The sequence below is a fragment of the Streptomyces sp. NPDC101178 genome (genome assembly GCF_044767965.1).
GTDB lineage: Bacteria > Actinomycetota > Actinomycetes > Streptomycetales > Streptomycetaceae > Streptomyces.
In genome coordinates, this window is record NZ_JBIWOZ010000004.1 from 288601 (window position 1) to 306480 (window position 17880).

Consider the following 17880-nt stretch of genomic DNA (forward strand, 5'->3'; position numbering starts at 1 on the left):
CGCAACGAGCCACACCCGGTGCCGAAAGCACCGGCGGCCTGCTGGGAGCCAGGAACCAACGGCCCGTCTCAACAGCGAGCCGGCCGTGTCGCCCGGCACCTGGCCGACCAAGTGTCCGCGCACTGAGCATCAGCATGTGGGGGTGCTCCCCGGGTACTCATAGAAGGTCCGCTCACCGTGGGCGGAGGCGGCGGGGTTGACGTGAACGATGGGCACGCACTTCTCGTACTGATGGGCTCCGGCGAGACGAGCCCGACCATGGTCACACTGCATCGGGAGGTCACCGCGCACCTGCCCCGTGGAGCCGATGCGGTGATTCTGGAGACGCCGTACGGGTTTCAGGTCAACCGCGATGACATCTCCAGCCGCGCCAGGGAGTACTTCCGCCGCTCGGTGAACCTGGCGACCGTGGTCGCTCCGGACCGCCGGGACGAGGACTTCTCCGACAGCGGCTGCGCGGCAGAGGTTCGCGACCGGGTCCGCAGGTCCGCGTGGGTCTTCTCCGGTCCCGGCAGTCCGTCGTACGCACTGGACCGCTGGAGCACCCTGCGCCTCGGGGAGATTCTCCGCGAGCGAGTGAGCCGCGGGTACGGCGTGACAGTCATGGCTTCCGCGGCGGCATGCACGGTGGGATGTGCGGCACTGCCCGTCTACGAGATCTACAAGGCCGGACATTCACCTGAGTGGCTGCCCGGGCTGGATCTGATGGGCACGCTCGGACTGCGGGTAGCGGTGATCCCGCACTACGACAACACCGAGGGCGGCACGCACGACACGCGATTCTGCTACCTGGGCGAACCCCGGCTCACCTCTCTGGAAAAGGAACTGCCTGACAGCAGTGCCGTCCTTGGCATCGACGAACACACGGCCGTCATCGTTGATCTTGACACCTCGCTGGTACGTGTGTGGGGGCGGGGCGTCATGACGATCCGACGTAACGGAGTCAGCACTCGGGTGTCCGGCGGCACCACGCTGCCCCTGGAGCAGCTGCGTAACCTGGTGAAGGGCACGCCGTCCGCGGCGGTGCCCTCGTCCCGTCGGCCTCCTGAAGACGGCGAGGACGGCGCGCACCGCCCCGGGAGCGACGCAGTCACACTCCAAGAGGCAGTTGATGCGGCCGAGTTGAGTTTCAGCGCCGCCCAAGAGGCGAGGAACGCCGTGAAGATGGCTGACATCACGGTGGAGCTGGAGTCGGTCATCGCGGCATGGAGCGCCGACATGGAGGAGGACCAAGGCGGGGAATGGGCCCGTACGGTTCTGCATGGCATGATCCGGCGCCTCGCAGGCGCCGCCGAACGGGGTCTGCACGAACCGGAGCGCACGCTCGGACGGATCGTGGCCCCCCTGCTGGAACTCCGTACGAGGCTGCGCTCAGAGAGCGCCTTCGAGCTGGCCGATGCGGTGCGCGAGGCCGTGGCAGCCGGAGGTGTCCGGGTCCGTGACTCAGCGGAGGGCAGCGAGTGGCGGTGGGAAGGGGCAACCGACGACCAGCAGGCCGGTTCCCGTGCGGAGACCTAGAAACCGCGACTGCTCCTAGTCGAAACAAGCACTTGCGCAAAGTGTGCAATAAGCTCACCAAAAGGCCCGACCTGCGAGTCCGCCGCCGACGAGGGAGCCGTACACCATGCCGCTCGAAACGCTCGATGCGCCACCGGTCGCTGTCGAGGTGGTGCTCCTGCGACACGATCCGACCGAGGGCTTCACCTACCGTCAACTCGCCACGGCACTCCGCAGAGGAATGCGCCCGGACCAGGCGGCGCGGGGTCTCGCGCTCCTGGGCGAAGGCGACGACAGGCATGTGGTGCACTCGACCAGCTGGCGCGCCACCCGCCAAGGCGGCATCACCCTGACCTATCTCGTCCACCCGGACCCCGCCCCGGGCCGACCCGGTATCCCACTCCCCGAGCCACACGTGATCGCCTACGCCGCTCGGCCGGGGCACCCGACGCCTCCAGGACTGGAGATGGAGCACGTCGTGGCACACGCCGTACGGCACCTCGCGTTTCTCGAAGGCAGCGACCCCGCCATCGCCGCGCATCTCGCCACGCATCCCGAACTCGTGCGTTCCTTGCGCTCCCTGCCCGCGACAACAGCCGGAGAGATCCAGTACGCCTGACTCGCGCCCCTCGAACCGAATCCGGTCCAGGCCTGCCGGAAGGCGGGTGCGTCCCCGTTCAGCTCAGGCGCCGTTGCGGTGGCGTCTGCCTCATGGTGACCTGAAGTCGACCCAGAGTCACACAATGGGATCGTTTCCGCGCTGAACGTCACCCAGAGTGACTTCTTGCGGGCCCGTGTCGCCTGGGAAGCAGCTTCAGCTCCCAGCTGCCCGCCAGGACACCCGAAGGCAGGCGGCTCTCACCGGAAATGGACCCCCATGCCCTCTCCCCGCATGCTCCGACGCCGCCCCGCTTCCCGCCGGACGGAGCGCGCCCTGGCCGCAACAGGCGCACTGTCCCTGCTGACCGCCGCAGCGGTCACCGGCCTCTCCCCCGCCTCCAGCTCGGCCTCCAGTCACCGTGAGGCGCCACTGATCGCCGGAGACCCTCGGGCGGACAACACCGACGTCTACGCGTTCACCAGCCCGGACAAGCCCGACACCGTCACCCTGGTGGCGAACTGGCTCCCGTTCCAAGAGCCCAACGGCGGTCCGAACTTCTATCCGTTCGCCGAGGACGCCCGCTACAACATCAAGATCGACGCGGACGGCGACGGCAAGCCGGACACGACGTACACGTGGGAGTTCACCGACCACGTCCGTGACGAAGCCGACCAGTTCCTCTACAACACCGGGGTGGTGAAGTCGGTGAACGACGAGACCCTGAACTTCCGGCAGACCTACAGCCTGAAGATCACCGACAACAGCGGAAACACCAAGACGCTCCTCAAGGACTCCCCGGTCGCACCCTCGAACGTCGGCAAGGCGTCGATGCCCGATTACGCCTCCCTGCGGAAGGAGGCCGTGGTTCCGCTGCCGGGCGGTGGGACAGCCTTCGCCGGACAGGCGTCCGACCCGTTCTTCCTGGACCTGAGGATCTTCGACCTCCTGTACGGAGGGGACCTCTCGGAGACCGGCCACAACACGCTGGCCGGCTACAACATCAACACCCTCGCCGTCCAAGTGCCCAAGTCGGCGCTGGCGCTGAAGGGTGACGCGACACGCAACCCGGTCATCGGCGTGTGGTCCACCACCGATCGCCGGGGAGCCGTCGTCGCGGGCGCCGGCGGCAAGGGCGCCGAGGACGCGAAGGCGGCGGACGCCCAGGGGACACCGTCCAAGGACGGAAACGACGACGACTGGCGGCAGGTGTCCCGCCTGGGCAACCCGCTCGTCAACGAGGTCGTGGTGCCGCTGAAGTACAAGGACGCCTTCAACGCGCTCAGCCCGGAGAAGGACGCGACGGTCACCCCCGTCGTCGACAAGGTCAAGGACCCCATGGTCCCCATGCTCATCGAGAAGATCTACAAGGTCCCCGCCCCCGCCGCACCGCGCAACGACCTCGTCGAGATCTTCCTCACCGGGATCTGCAAGGAGTGCGGCCCCATCAAGGCGGACCTCAACTCCCAGCGCCTCAACCAGGACGTCGACAAGTCCGCGGTCGTTCCTGCCGAGATGCTGCGCCTGAACATGTCCGTCCCGCCGGCCGCCAAGCCCAACCGCCTCGGCGTCCTGGGCGAGGACCTGGCCGGCTTCCCCAACGGCCGTCGGCTCAACGACGATGTCGTCGACATCGAGCTCCAGGCACTCGAAGGCGCCGCGCAGACCGGGAAGATCGTGCCCGCCCTGGCAGCCGGCGACGCAGTCGACACGCCCTACCGCGAGCCGGGTGACACCTTCCCCTACGTGGCGCTGCCCAACACAGCGGCCGTCAACCAGGCCGACTCGCTCCACCCGGACGGCGGCGTCGGCGCCGGCCTGGGCGGCCTCGCCTCCGGCGACGGCTTCCCCGTCGCACCCGTAGCCGCCTTGGGCGGCGGGGCGCTCCTGGCCGTCGCCGGAGTACTGACACTGCGCCGACGACGCGGCACCGGCCAGGTATGAGAAGCCCGTTCCTCCCCGGTCGTCCGACCCACCGATGGCAGGTCGGACGACCGGACCACGGCGGCACGGCCACCGGCCGCCGACGGCGACGCATACCCGGACGGCGAAAGGCCGCAGGGTTCGTCGCCGTCGCCGTCGGCACAGCCCTGGCCTGCATCGGTGTCGCGACGCTGGAAACGGGCCCCGGGGAGGCTCCGCCACGCATGGACCGAGGAAGCCTCCCGGTTCATCCCGGTTCGGGCCGGGCGACATCCTCCGATAACCGGACGCCCGCGGCACCGGCCCGCATCCGCATACCCGCCATCTCTCTCGACCAGCCTCTGACCGGCCTGCGCGTCCAGCAGGACGGCCGTCTCGGCGTCCCCGACGAACCGGGCACCATAGGGTGGTGGAGCGACGGACCCCGCCCCGGTGGCCCCGGCGCGACGGTCGTCGTCGGCCACGTCGACTCGGCCACCGGCCCCGGAGCCTTCCACGGACTCTCCACTCTGGACCCGGGCGACGAAGTGACCATGGTCCAGGAGGACCGGTCGACCATGACCTTCACCGTCCGGGCACTGCGCCAGTACGGGAAGGACGCCTTCCCCGACAGCCAGGTCTACACGACCATGGGACCGCCCACCCTGCACCTGATCACCTGCTGGGGCACCTACGATCGCAGCCGCCACGAGTACCGGGACAACCTTGTCGTCTACGCCACACTCGACAGCCCGGGTGTGCCCACGGGATGACAGCGAGCCGAGAACCGGACTTGCTGCGGTCACAGAGCCCACCCGCCTCAGCAAGGCGTTCCCGCGCTCCGCGACTTGTCGCGCCGAATCGGCTGCGACGCGGAGCGTGTCCGCCCCCGAGAGCTCCTCTCCCTCCCTTTGACGGGGCGATCCACATGCTCGGGTTTCCCGATCCTGGGCGTACGCAGGAAGACGCGATGAGGCGTCACGCTCCTCGGCGCGCCTTTCATCCGTGCTCCCAGGAGCTCAGGCCGTCGAGGCACCGTCGGCAAGGCGATGGGCCAAGGGGGACTGGATCCCCTACTTCCCCCGCTCTTCGGCTGATCGCTCCTTAGCCGCCTCGGCCGCCTTCTCGCAGGGAGGCATGTCGCGGGGCATCCAGGAGAGTGACACCCCGCGACAGGCGTCTCCCACGCGCCTTACCACCGTGGGGGACGGGTGAGGCAACCATCTCCGATGGAAACCCCGGTGTGTGCGGTGCTTCCTCCAAACATCCGCTCACATTGGGGTATTCGCCACCGCCCGGACACCGGATTGGTCGCTCCCGGCACGACACCCGGTCGGGCTAATCCCTGACGGATCACCAGACGCGAGGGCGCGACCGTACGAAGTTTCTTCCCTGCGGACCAATCCGACCGCGCATCGGCTCCGAATAGCTGACATGACGATCAGAGCAGCACAACCGATCCGCCACACAGCGGACATCACCCCCGACCCGCTGCACGGACGAGCGCTCTGACCCACGTCGCCCCGTACCGGGACGACACCTGACCTGACAGCAGCACTGCGGGACACCTCGACATCGCCGATGCCTTCCCATCGACGAATACGCAGCGCTACGAATCGAACACGCAGGAGAATCACGTGACCGCCTTCCGTTACCGCCGCGCCGCCCTCGCCCTCACCGCCGCCGCAGTGCTGCCCCTCACGCTGACCGCATGCGGCGGGGACGACGGCTCCTCCGACGCTGCCGCCGACAAGGCCTCGTCCTCCGCCCCCGCGGAGGAGAAGTCGAGCGCACCGGAAGAGGGCACCACCCCTGCGGACGGCCCGTTCGGTCCGGCCTGTGCCACCGTCCCGAAGGACGGGGCGGGTTCCTTCGACGGCATGGCCCAGGACCCGGTCGCCACCGCCGCCTCCAACAACCCCGCCCTGTCCACCCTCGTCACGGCGGTGAAGAAGGCGGGCCTCGTCGACACCCTCAACAACGCCCAGAACATCACCGTGTTCGCCCCCACCAACGACGCCTTCGCCAAGATCCCGAAGGCCGACCTGGACAAGGTCCTGGCCGACAAGGAGATGCTCACCAGCATCCTCACCTACCACGTCGTCGGCGAGAAGCTCTCCCCCATGCAGTTGGAGAGCGGCACCTACGACACCCTCCAGAAGTCCTCCCTCACCACCACGGGCTCCGGCGAGAACTACACCGTCAACGACACCTCCAAGGTCGTCTGCGGCAACGTCCCCACCGCCAACGCCACCGTCTACATCGTCGACACCGTCCTCATGCCCAAGAGCTGAGACACCTCCCGCGCACCGCGCGAGAGATCCCGAACGGTCCGGGCCCCGAGTCATCACCGACTCGGGGCCCTCCGCATGCCTGGCGCCACTCAGGGGCGCACGGTGCACAAGGCGAGCAGGCAAAGGTTGAATCCCTGGGTGTTACTGGGCCCAGGGCGGCCTCCGGTTCCGGCATCGCCGACTGTGCAGCGAGCCAGCAGGCAGAGGTTCCCTCCCTGTATGCCGCGGTAGAAGGCGGCCGGCCCAGGAGCGGACACCTCGCCGGGCACGGCCTGGGCCTGGCCGGGGGCGGCCCGGGGAGAGGGGGCCGCAGATGCCGCGGGGGCAGCCACCAGCAGCGTGGCACCGACGAGGGCTCCTACCAACTGCCAGCGCAGGGCGGGTACAGAGAGATTCACGGGCTTCTCCGATTCTGGTGGGGAACAGGATCCGGAAAGACGCCCGGACACTGTTGTCTTCGGTGCGACACCGCCCTGCGGATGGGTCGTCGGCGTAAATCCGCCAGGCGATTGGCTCATACGCGCCAGCGAACTGCAAAAAGGCACCTGTCCCAACGTGCCGTGCGTCACATGGGCAATCCGATGCTGCTGTGACTTCGAATCACCTGCGTGACAGCCCACTTGGGGCAACGTCAGCTTCGAGGAGGCGGCCTGGCTGTATCAGCCCATCAAAGCGAATGCTTCACATTCGCGATGTGTGAGAGCCCAAGGCTTGACACACCCCTCAGTCGACGTGCAGACACACATCCAGACGCCCACCCCTGCGGACGGCGCCCGCCGTCACTCCCCCCCTCCCTCCAAGTTCCGTCCTGTCGCACCCGCGCGCCCTGGCGCCTGACGTCGCAGGCATCCCCCCACCGAGGTGAATCCGCGTGACCGACCTATCCCACAACGGACCTCCGGCGGGCACCGTGCGCCTGACCGCCGCTCAGCAGGGAGTCTGGTTCGCGCAACAACTCGCCCCTTCGGATCCCTCGTACAACATCGCTGAGTACGCGGACATCAAAGGCACGGTCGACACCAAGCTCCTGAGTCGGGCTGTCAACCACACCGCCACAGAGATGGAAGCACTGCGCAGCACCTTCGGCGAGCGGAACGGGGTTCCCTTCCAACGCGTGGAGCAACGTGCCTCGCTGGACGTGCCGTTGGTGGACCTCTCCGGCCAGGAGGACCCGTACGGCGAGGCTCTACGGCGCATGCGGCTCTGCCTGGCGGAGCCCGCCGACCTGTCGGCGGGCCCTCTGGTCCGGGTCACCCTCTACCGGCTCTCTCCCTCACACCACCTCTTCCACCAGCAGGTGCACCACCTGGCGCTCGACGGCTACGCGGCGGTCCTGGCCCTCTCCCGGATCGCCGAGGTCTACACCGCGCTCGCCCTCGCGCCGGGTAAGGCGCCCGAACACCGTCCGACGGCCTCCCTCACGACGCTCATCGAGGAGGAGGACGCCTACCTGGCCTCCGAACAGGCCGTGAAGGACGAGCGGTTCTGGACGGCGCACCTCGCCGGAGCCCACCAGCCCGAGCTACCAGCGGGGACGGGCGACGGGAGGACGTACGGGACGGTGTCGGTCCGGCGCACCTACAGCCGGGCTGAGGCCGACCGGCTCAAGGCCGCCGCCAAGCGGGCCGGGACCGCGTGGCCGACGTTCGTCATGGCGGCGCTGGCGCTGTGCCTGCACCGGGAGAAGGGGCTCGGCGAGGTCGTGCTCGGTCTGCCCGTCACCGGTCGCCGCACTCCGGCCGCACGGTCGACGCCCACCATGCTCAGCTCGATCCTGCCGATGCGGCTCTCCGTCTCCCCCTCCGACCGCGTGAGCGATCTGGCCCGGCGGGCCTCCGCCGAGGCGAGGTCGGTGCTCCGGCATCAGCGCAGGCCGGCGGAGGCTCTGCGCCACCAGTCGGGGCTGACCGGAACACGGGCTCCGCTGACCGGGCCGTCCGTCAACATCCTCGCCTTCGACGACACCCTGCGCTTTGGCCCCCACCGGGCCACCCTGCACAACCTGTCGATCGGCCCGGTCGAGGATCTGGCGGTGGCTGTGCACGCCTCCTTCGGCGACGGCGGCCTGGACATCGATCTGCTGGGCAACGCCCAGCGCCACGGTCGACAGGACCTGGTGGGACCGCACGAGCGGCTCTGCCGCGTGCTCGACGCGTTCGTGGCGGACCCGGAGCGCAGCGTCGGGGCCCTGAGCCCGGTCGACGAGGACGAACAGCGCCAGGTCCTCGGCCTCGGGGCCGCCCTGCAGTCGGGAGAGGGCGCGGCGATATCGGCCCCCCTGCCCGAACTCTTCGAGCGGCAGGCGCGGGAGACCCCGCACCGCACCGCCGTCGTCTGCGACGGTGCGACGCTCACCTTCGATGAACTCAACCGGCGGGTGAACGCCTTGGCGGCCGAGCTCAGTGCCCAGGGCGCCCGCCCGGGCACCCGCGTCGCGGTGGGACTGCCCCGGTCGATCGACCTGGTGGTGGCGATACTCGCCGTGATGCGGACGGGGGCGGCCTACCTGCCGTTGGACCCCTCCTATCCGGCGGACCGGCTCGCCTTCATGATCGAGGACTCACAGCCGGTGGCGCTGGTGGCGACCCCGTCATCGGCGCGCGCCGTCGATCCTCGCGCCTGGATCTCGCGTGTCGACCCGGGCACGATCCCGCACGGCGTGGGTGAGCCTTTCGAGGTCCCCGGACCCGGGCTTCATGACGCCGCCTACGTCATCTACACGTCCGGTTCCACCGGCAGGCCCAAGGGCGTGGTCGTCGAACACCGGTCGCTGAGCAACCTCCTGGAGCACCATCGGCGGGAGGCCCACCACCTGGCCGAGGAGGCCCTGGAACGACGGCTGCGCGTGGCGTTGAGCGCCGCGACCTCCTTCGACGCTTCCTGGGACCCGGTTCTGTGGATGGTCGCCGGACACGAACTGCACGTGATCGCGGACGACGTGCGCCGCGACCCCCAGGCCCTGGTTCGGTACCTCGTCGACCACCACATCGACGCGATCGAGACGACCCCCACCTATCTGCGGCAGATGATGACCGCGGGCCTGCTCACCTCGGGGAACCACCGTCCGCGCGTCATCGCCCTGGGCGGCGAGCCGGTCGACGAGGGGCTGTGGGAGGAACTGGCAGCCGATCCCGAGCTGCTGGTGTTCAACTTCTACGGCCCCACGGAGACCACCGTCAACGCGGTGACCGCAAGGATCACCGGCAGCTCACCGGTGATCGGACGTCCGGTCTCCGGAGCCGGGGCCTATGTGCTGGACCCGTCCCTGCACCCGTTGCCGCGCGGATCCGTGGGCGAGTTGTATCTCGCCGGTGAAGGACTGGCCCGCGGTTACGCGGGGCGGCCAGGGCTCACCGCGGAGCGCTTCATGCCCGACCCCTTCGGCGCTCCGGGGGCGCGGATGTATCGCACCGGTGACCTCGCGCGGTGGGACGCCGACGGTTCCCTGGAGTTCCTCGGACGCAGCGACCGGCAGATCAAGGTGCGGGGCGTACGGGTGGAGACCGGGGAGATCGAGGCCGCGCTGCGCTCCCTCCCCGGCATCGAGGACGCCGCCGTCGCCCTGACGACCGCGCCCGACGGACCCGAACGCCTCGCCGCTTTCCTGGTGCCCGGCCCCGATGCCCCCGCCCACGCTCAGGCACGCGACACGGTCGCCGCTCTGCTGCCCGGCCCGCTGGTTCCGACCGCCTGGGCGACGGTGGAGCGTCTCCCCCTCACTCCCAACGGGAAGCTCGATGTGGCGGCTCTGCCCCCGGCCGTCCCGGTCGCCTCCGACGGCGGCGCACCGCGCTCCGCCGAGGAGGCCAGGATGTGCGCGGTGTTCGCCGCGAGCCTGGGACTGTCGCGGGTCGGCCGGGACGACGACTTCTTCACCCTGGGCGGGCACTCCCTGCTGGCGATGCGGCTGATCGGCCGGATCCGCCGAGAGTTCGGGGCGGAGATTCCGATCAGTGCCCTCTTCGCCTCGCCCACCCCCGCCGGCCTGGTGCCGGCCCTGGGCGAGGCGGGCGCGGCCCGGCGTCCAGTGACGGCGGCCGGCCCTCGCCCCGAGCGGCTCCCTCTGTCGTTCGGCCAGCAGCGTCTGTGGCTCCTGGAGACCCTGGGCGACGCGGGCACCTCCTACCACCTGCCGGTGGCCCTGCGCCTGCGCGGTCCTCTGGACCGAGACGCCCTGGAGCTGGCGCTGCGCGACGTCGTGGAGCGGCACGAGGCGCTGCGCACGGTCGTGACGGCCGCCCCGGAGGGCCCCCTCCAACGCGTTCTCCCGCCGCAGCGGATTCCGAGCCCGCTGCTGACCGTCATGCCTGCCGGCGAACCGGCGACCCCGGACGGCGTTCCCTTCGATCTGGAGCGCGAGATCCCGCTGCGCGCCCGGCTGTTCTCCGTGAACACCGAGGACCACGTCCTTGTCGTGACCCTGCATCACATCGCCGCGGACGGATGGTCCATGGGACCGCTCATGCGGGACCTGTCCGCCGCCTACAGCGCACGCTGCGCCGGGCAGGCGCCCGCTTGGGAACGGTTGCCCCTGCAGTACGCGGATTTCGCGCTGTGGCAGCGTGAGCTGCTCGGCGATCCGGAGGCGCCGGACAGCCTCGCCCGCCGCCAGCTGTCTGCCTGGACGGAAGCTCTGGCGGGGCTGCCGGAGGAGTCGGTCTTCCCCGCTGACCGGCCACGTCCGGAACGGCCCACCGGCCGGGGCGGGACCGTGCCCGTGCAGATCACGGCGGACGACCACCGGATGCTGGTCGAGCTGGCCAGGGTGTCCGAGGCGAGTTCCTTCATGGCGCTGCACGCCGCGCTCGCCGGTCTTATGTCGCGTCTGGGCGCGGGTGAGGACATTGCCGTCGGCACCCCGGTGGCGGGACGTACGGACGAGGCACTGGGCGAACTCGTCGGCTTCTTCGTCAATACTCTGGTCCTTCGGGCAGACGTCTCCGGTGCGCCGTCGTTCCGCACGCTGGTGGGCCGGGTGGCGGAGGCCGACCTGGCGGCCTACGCGCACCAGGACATCCCGTTCGAAAGGGTCGTCGAGGAGCTGACACCACCGCGGTCGCTCGCCCGCCACCCGCTGTTCCAGGTGATGCTGAGCCTCAACAACACACCCGCGCCCCGCCCGCACCTGGACGGTCTCTCGGTCAGCCGCGAGCTGTCCGTCGGGCGGACGGGCTCCAAGTTCGACCTCAGCTGGGACCTGTCCGAGCAGCACGACCAGGAAGGCCGTCCGCAGGGGATCACCGGTGAGCTGGAGTACGACGAGGACCTCTTCGACAAGGCGACGGCGGAACGGTTCGTCACGCACTTCACCCGCCTCCTGAGCGCTCTGCTCGCCGAGCCGGACCGTCCGGTCACGGACCTCGACTTCCTCACCCCGTCACAGCGCGCCGCGGCACTGGACGAGCTTCCGCGCACCACGACGAGGCCGCTCAGCGCGACCACGGAGGCTGTCGGCGGAGACTGGACGGTGCTGGACGTCCTGGCGACGCGCGCGGCCGTCCAGCCTGACCGGACCGCCGTCGTCGCCGACGACGGTCGCCTCACCTTCGGCGAACTGCGCCTACTTGCCGACCGGCTGGCCGTCTCCCTCGTGGACCGCGGCGTCGGACCGGGTGACCGGGTGGCGGTGGCACTGCCCCGGACCTCCCTCGCCGTCGTGGCGCTGCTGGGTGTCCTGCGGGCCGGCGCCGTGTACGTACCGCTGGACATGGCTCAGCCGGCGGCCCGTACCGAGTTGGTTCTCGACACGGCCGCCCCGCATCTGGTGCTCGCCACCGCCGCGACCCGGACGGTTCTCCCGGACACGGTCGAGGTTCTGCTGATCGACGGAGCCGATCAGGAAACCGCCCTTCCTGTGTCGGTTCTGCCCGCGCCGCCGCGCGGCCGGGACGCCGCGTACGTGCTGTACACCTCCGGATCGACCGGGCTGCCCAAGGGCGTCGTGGTCGAACACCACTCGCTGGCAGCGTTGTTGGCCCATCACCGCGACCGGCTCATGGGCCCGGCGGAGGCAGCCAACAACAGGCTGCCCCTGCGGGTGGCCCACACGGCCGCGATGACGTTCGACGCCTCCCTGGACCCTCTGCTGTGGATGATCGCGGGCCATGAACTGCATCTCGTGGACGACGCGACGCGCCGCGACCCCGAGGCGCTGACCGCTCTTCTCCACGAGCGTGCGATCGACGTCGTGGAGACCACTCCCTCCTACCTCGAACAGCTCCGCGCGTGCGGCCTGTTCGCTCCCGGGCGCCCCCGGCCGCGGGTGCTCGCGCTGGGCGGGGAAGCCATACCGGCCCCGCTGTGGCGGGAGCTGGCGGGCCTTTCCGATGTCGCGGTGTGGAACCTGTACGGGCCCACGGAAACCACCGTGGACAGCGTGATGGGCCGTGTCCTGCCGGGCGTGGGGCCCCACCTCGGTCATCCGGTGACCGGCGCCCGGGCCCGCGTCCTGGATCGGCGGCTGCGGCCGGTCGCCCCCGGGGTGACGGGTGAGTTGTACGTGTCGGGCCCGGGCGTCGCGCGTGGCTACGAGGGCCGTTCCGCCGCGACCGCGGAACGCTTCCTGCCCGATCCCCACGGAGCACGGGGCTCGCGGATGTACCGGACCGGCGACCTGGTGCGCCGGGTCGATGGCCGACTGGAGTACCTCGGCCGGGCCGACGGGCAGATCAAGATCCGTGGTTTCCGGGTCGAGACCGGCGAGGTCGCCTCCGTACTGGATTCGCACGAGGACATCGCGCGGTCGGCCGTCGCGGTCCGCTCGGGCTCGGGCTCGGGCTCGGGCTCGGGTGAGGCGCAGCTGGTCGGCTGGGTGGTGCCGGCCGGTCATCGAGAGCTGTCCCCCCGGGAGCTGCGGGCCTTCGTGGCGCGGCGACTGCCTGCCCACATGGTCCCCTCGCTGATCGTTCCCGTGGACTCCCTTCCGCTGACCGCGCACGGGAAGGTGGACTTCTCAGCCCTGCCGTCGGCCTCACCGGCGGGGAGTCCGGAGAGGACGGGGCGGGCCCCGCGCTCGGCCCCGGAGGAGATCCTCTGTGCCCTGTTCGCGGAGAGTCTGGGGCACGAAGAGGTTTCCCCGGACGACGACTTCTTCGAGTTGGGGGGCCATTCCCTGCTGGCGACGCGGCTGGTCGGGCGGATTCGCTCCGCGTTCGGCGTCGAGCTCCCGGTTCGGGCGCTCTTCGAGTCGACGACCCCCGCCGCGCTGGCCGAACGGCTCGCGGAGGCGGGCTCGGCACGACCCGCCCTGCACCGGGCACGGCACACGGAGCAGCCGCCGCTCTCCCCGGCGCAGGAGCGCCTGTGGTTCCTGCATCAGCTGGACCCCCGGGCCGCCGCGTACCACATGGCGTTCACGGTGCGGCTCACCGGCGCCCTGGACCAGAACGCTCTGCGGAGCGCTCTGGGTGATGTGCTGACCAGGCACGAGAGCTTGCGCACGGTCGTCGAACCCGGTGACGGCCGCCCCCGCCAGCGAGTCCTCACACCCGGTGACGCACGGCCGGAACTTCCGCTCGTGCCGGTCGAGGAGGCCCAGCTCGGCAGGGCACTGCGCGAGGCCGCGGCCGAGCCCTTCGAGCTGGAGCGGGACGTGCCCCTGCGGCCGGTCCTGTTCCGGAGCGCGGCGGACCGGCACACGCTGCTGGTGACCGTGCACCACATCGCGGCGGACGGCTGGTCCATGGGGCCGCTCGCTCAGGACCTGGCCGGCGCCTATGCGGCACGGACGGCCGGCCGGGCGCCGAGCTGGAACCCGCTGCCGGTCCAGTACGCGGACTACACCCTGTGGCAGCGCGACCTGCTCGGCGACTTCGCCGATCCCGCGTCCACCGCGTCGGCCCAACTCGCCTACTGGGAGGATCGGCTGAGTGCTGCCCCGGAGGAGACGACCCTGCCCGCCGATCGCCCCCGGCCCACCTCGCCGAGCGGTCTCGGAGGGACGGTTGCGGTCCGTGTACCGGAGGAGACCATGGCCGGTGTGGCACGGCTGGCGAAGTCGACGGCCAGCAGCACCTTCATGGTGCTGCACGCCGCCCTGGCGGCCCTGCTGCACCGGATGGGGGGCGACGACGACGTGCTCGTCGGCACCCCGGTCGCCGGGCGGACGGACGAGGCACTCGACCCGCTGGTCGGCTTTTTCGTCAACACGCTTGCTCTGCGGACCGACCTCGGCGGCAACCCGGACTTCACCGAGCTGCTGTCCCGGGTACGGGAGACGGACCTCGCCGCGTACGCACATCAGGAACTGCCCTTCGAACGGCTGGTGGAGGCCGTCCGGCCGACTCGGTCGCTCTCCCGCCACCCGCTCTTCCAGGTCATGCTGACCCTCAACAACCACCAGCCGCCGCGCCTGGACCTGCCCGGTCTCCAGGCCAGGCTGGAGGCGGTCGACACCGGAGGCGCCAAGTTCGACCTCTCCTTCTCCTTCACCGAGCGGGCCTCGGCCACGGGGGGCGTGAGCTGCCTCGACGGAACACTGGAGTACAGCAGCGACCTGTTCGACGACGACACGGCGGTGCGGATCGCCGAGCGCTTCACCCTCCTCCTCGCCCACGCCGTACGCGATCCCGGTACGGCCGTCAGCGATCTGGCGCTGACGGGCTCCGAGGAGCAGCGACGACTGCTGGCCATCGGCGAGAGCAGCCGCTCGTCCGTGCCCGACCCCGCACCTTTCACGACCGTGCTGAACCGGTTCGCGGCCACGGTGGCCGCAGCACGGAGCGGCGACATCGCGGTGACCGCGTCGGACGGCAGCCTCTCGTTCACTGAGCTGGACATCCGCTCGGACCGTATCGCCGCACTGCTCGTACGGGCTGGTGCGGGCGCGGGGGATCCGGTGGCCGTTCTGCTGCCGCGCTCCACCGACTCCATCGCCGCCCTGCTCGGCGTGCTCAAGGCAGGAGCGGTCTACGTACCGGTCGACGACTCCCTCCCCCAGGGCAGGATCGACGCGGTACTGGCGGACGCCCGCCCACACACCGTCCTCACCGCCGACGGAACGCACGACCGGGCGCAGGGCGGTTGGCGCCGCCTGAACCTGTACTCCCGGGAAGGCGCCGCCGCGCTCTGCGACTGCTCCGTGCCCCTGCGGGAGCGGAGGCGACCGGAACCCGGCGAGCCGGCCTACCTTCTGCATACCTCGGGTTCCACCGGCCGCCCCAAGGGAGTCCTGGTCGGCCACGGGTCCCTCGCCGCGCTGCTCGAGCACCACCGCCGCCATGTCTTCGCACCCGCCGTACGGGCAGCCGGCAAACCACAGCTCGACGTCGCGCTGACGGCTGCCCTGTCCTTCGACGCCGCGTGGGATCCGGTGCTGTGGATGATCGACGGACACCGGCTGCATGTGCTGGACGACCTGACACGACGCGACCCCGAGGCTCTGGTCCACGCGTCTCGCGCCCAAGGATTCGACGTGCTGGAGTCCACGCCGACGCACGTGCGTCAGCTGCTGGACGCCGGGCTGTTCGCCGAGGACAGTCCTGCTCCGTCCGTGATCGCGCTGGGCGGCGAAGCCGTCCCGGCCGCGCTCTGGGACGACCTGCGGTCGCGGCCGGGCCTCACGGCCTGGAACTTCTACGGCCCCACCGAGGCGACGGTCGACACCCTCACCGCGGACCTCCGGGCGACCGGACGGCCCGTGCTCGGCGCCCCGGTCGACGGGACCTCGGTACGGCTCCTCGACGACCGGCTCCGGCCGGTTCCGGTCGGGGTGACCGGTGAGCTCTACCTGGCCGGCGACAGCCTGGCTCTCGGCTACCACGGGCAGCCTGCGGAGACCGCGACCCGCTTCGTGCCCGACCCCCACGGCCCGGCGGGCGCACGGATGTACCGCACCGGAGACCGGGCCGTTCGGAGGTCCGACGACGCCCTGGAGTTCGTCGGCCGTACCGACGGCCAGGTCAAGGTGCGTGGTTTCCGGGTGGAGACGGAAGGAGTCGCCGCCGTTCTGACGGAGCATGCGGACGCCGCCCAGGCGGCGGTGGTGGCCCAGGGCGAAGGTCCAGGGGGGTCGCGGCTCGCCGCCTACATCGTCCTCACCGAACGATCAGCCGCACAGGCCCGCACCGCCCCCACGAAGTCCACGGATCCCTCCGGTGCGTCCCGGTCCGAGACCGACCGGCTGAACGCGATACGGGAGCACGCGGCCGCCCGGTTGCCCGCGTACATGGTCCCGTCCGGCTGGGTCGCCCTGGACGCCATCCCTCTGACCCCGAACGGAAAGCTGGACCGTGCGGCCCTGCCCGCACCACGGGCCGAAGCGGGGAACGGGCGCAGCCCCCGCAACCCCCGGGAAGACGTGCTGTGCACGCTGTTCGCCGAGACGCTGGAGCTCGAACGCGTCCTCATCGACGACGACTTCTTCGAACTGGGCGGGCATTCGCTGCTGGCGGCCGGGCTCATCCGCCGCATCCGTGACGCACTCGGGGTGGACGTCAGCATCCGCAGTCTGTTCGAGGCGCCCACGGTCGCCGCACTGGCGGAACGCATCAGCGCCGGTGTCCAGGACAATCCGCTGGCCACCCTGCTGCCGCTGCGCACCAAGGGATCCCTGCCCCCGCTGTTCTGCGTCCACCCGGCAGGCGGCCTGGCCTGGGCGTACGCCGGGTTGCTCCCCCACCTGGAGAACGACCGGCCGGTCTACGGACTCCAGACCCCGAACCTCGACGGCACCCGGCCCTTCCCGGACAGCATCGAAGCGATGGCCGCCGTGTACGTCGCCGAGGTGCGGGCCGTCCAGCCACACGGCCCGTACCACCTCTTCGGCTGGTCCTTCGGAGGCAACGTCGTGCAGGAGGTCGCCGTCCAGCTCCAGGAGGCGGGCGAGGAGGTGGCCCTGCTGACGATCCTGGACGCCTTCCCGCTCGCCCCGCTGGACGACCTGGACAGCGCGAGCCGGGACACCGTCTTCCGCGCCCTCCTCGCCAACATGGGAGTCGGCCAGGACGCCCTGGACGGGGACGGGCCGGTCGAGGCAGGCGCCGTACGCGACCAGTTCCGGGCGAACGGGAGTCCCCTCGGGGCGCTGGAACCGGCCACGATCGACGCGATGGTCGACAACTTCGCCGGTCAGGCCCGGCTGATGCGCAGGTACACCCCCCGCGTGTTCCAGGGCCCGGCTCTGTTCTTCACCGCCACAGAGGGCCGCCCCGCGAACACCTTCGACCTGTCCCTGTGGGACCCCTACATCACCGGTCCCATCGAGAACCACGACGTGGCGTGCGCGCACGCCCAGATGATGCAGCCCGCCGCGCGGGAGCAGATCGGCACCACCGTAACGGCCGTGCTCACGGCCGACCAGCACACCGAACGAGGAGAACGCTCATGACGAACCCCTTCGACGACCCCAACACCCAGCACCGCGTCCTGGTCAACGACGAGGGCCAGCACGCTCTGTGGCCGTCGTTCGCGCCGGTCCCCGCCGGCTGGGACGAGGTCTTCGGCCCGGCAGGGCACACTGCCTGCCTGGAGTACGTGGAGGTCCACTGGACCGACATCACGCCCAGGAGCGCCCGCGCGCGAGTGGCATGACCCCGGCCCCGGCCCCGCACGGGCACCGACACGCAAGGCACCCGTGCCGTGCACTCACCT

General features: G+C 70.6%; 7 protein-coding genes. All 7 read left to right on the forward strand.

Annotated features, from left to right (window positions below; all coding sequences use genetic code 11):
- Positions 1-231: 231 nt before the first annotated feature.
- The 7 genes from ACIRR8_RS13725 to ACIRR8_RS13755 all read left to right on the forward strand — a co-directional run bounded on the left by ACIRR8_RS13725 (position 232) and on the right by ACIRR8_RS13755 (position 17820).
- Positions 232-1518 carry a hypothetical protein gene (locus tag ACIRR8_RS13725; protein ID WP_404063242.1) on the forward strand — a complete coding sequence of 429 codons (1287 nt, stop codon included), beginning with the start codon at positions 232-234 and terminating at the stop codon, positions 1516-1518.
- A gap of 106 nt (positions 1519-1624) precedes the next feature.
- Positions 1625-2116, forward strand: a complete 492-nt coding sequence (locus ACIRR8_RS13730; RefSeq protein ID WP_404063245.1) for a hypothetical protein — start codon at positions 1625-1627, stop codon at positions 2114-2116.
- Positions 2117-2389: 273 nt separating this feature from the next.
- Positions 2390-4039, forward strand: coding sequence for a DUF4331 domain-containing protein (locus ACIRR8_RS13735; protein WP_404063248.1), 1650 nt, complete (start codon positions 2390-2392; stop codon positions 4037-4039).
- 203 nt (positions 4040-4242) lie between these two features.
- Positions 4243-4770, forward strand: coding sequence for a class F sortase (locus ACIRR8_RS13740; protein WP_404063251.1), 528 nt, complete (start codon positions 4243-4245; stop codon positions 4768-4770).
- 864 nt (positions 4771-5634) lie between these two features.
- Positions 5635-6291, forward strand: a complete 657-nt coding sequence (locus tag ACIRR8_RS13745) for a fasciclin domain-containing protein (RefSeq protein WP_404063254.1) — start codon at positions 5635-5637, stop codon at positions 6289-6291.
- Between the two features lie 871 nt (positions 6292-7162).
- Positions 7163-17617 (forward strand): amino acid adenylation domain-containing protein, encoded by a 10455-nt coding sequence (locus tag ACIRR8_RS13750; RefSeq protein WP_404063257.1) that lies wholly within the window; start codon positions 7163-7165, stop codon positions 17615-17617.
- Complete coding sequence (locus ACIRR8_RS13755; protein WP_382797060.1) at positions 17614-17820, forward strand: MbtH family protein; 207 nt, start codon at positions 17614-17616, stop codon at positions 17818-17820. Before ACIRR8_RS13750 ends, ACIRR8_RS13755 begins: the two co-directional genes overlap by 4 nt.
- Positions 17821-17880 lie beyond the last annotated feature (60 nt).

Excerpts from the sequence above, each read along its gene's own strand:
- ACIRR8_RS13725 (WP_404063242.1), top strand. The coding sequence starts at position 232 with ATGGGCTCCGGCGAGACGAGCCCGACCATGGTCACACTGCATCGGGAG.
- ACIRR8_RS13730 (WP_404063245.1), top strand. The coding sequence starts at position 1,625 with ATGCCGCTCGAAACGCTCGATGCGCCACCGGTCGCTGTCGAGGTGGTG.
- ACIRR8_RS13735 (WP_404063248.1), top strand. The coding sequence starts at position 2,390 with ATGCTCCGACGCCGCCCCGCTTCCCGCCGGACGGAGCGCGCCCTGGCC.
- ACIRR8_RS13740 (WP_404063251.1), top strand. The coding sequence starts at position 4,243 with ATGGACCGAGGAAGCCTCCCGGTTCATCCCGGTTCGGGCCGGGCGACA.
- ACIRR8_RS13755 (WP_382797060.1), top strand. The coding sequence starts at position 17,614 with ATGACGAACCCCTTCGACGACCCCAACACCCAGCACCGCGTCCTGGTC.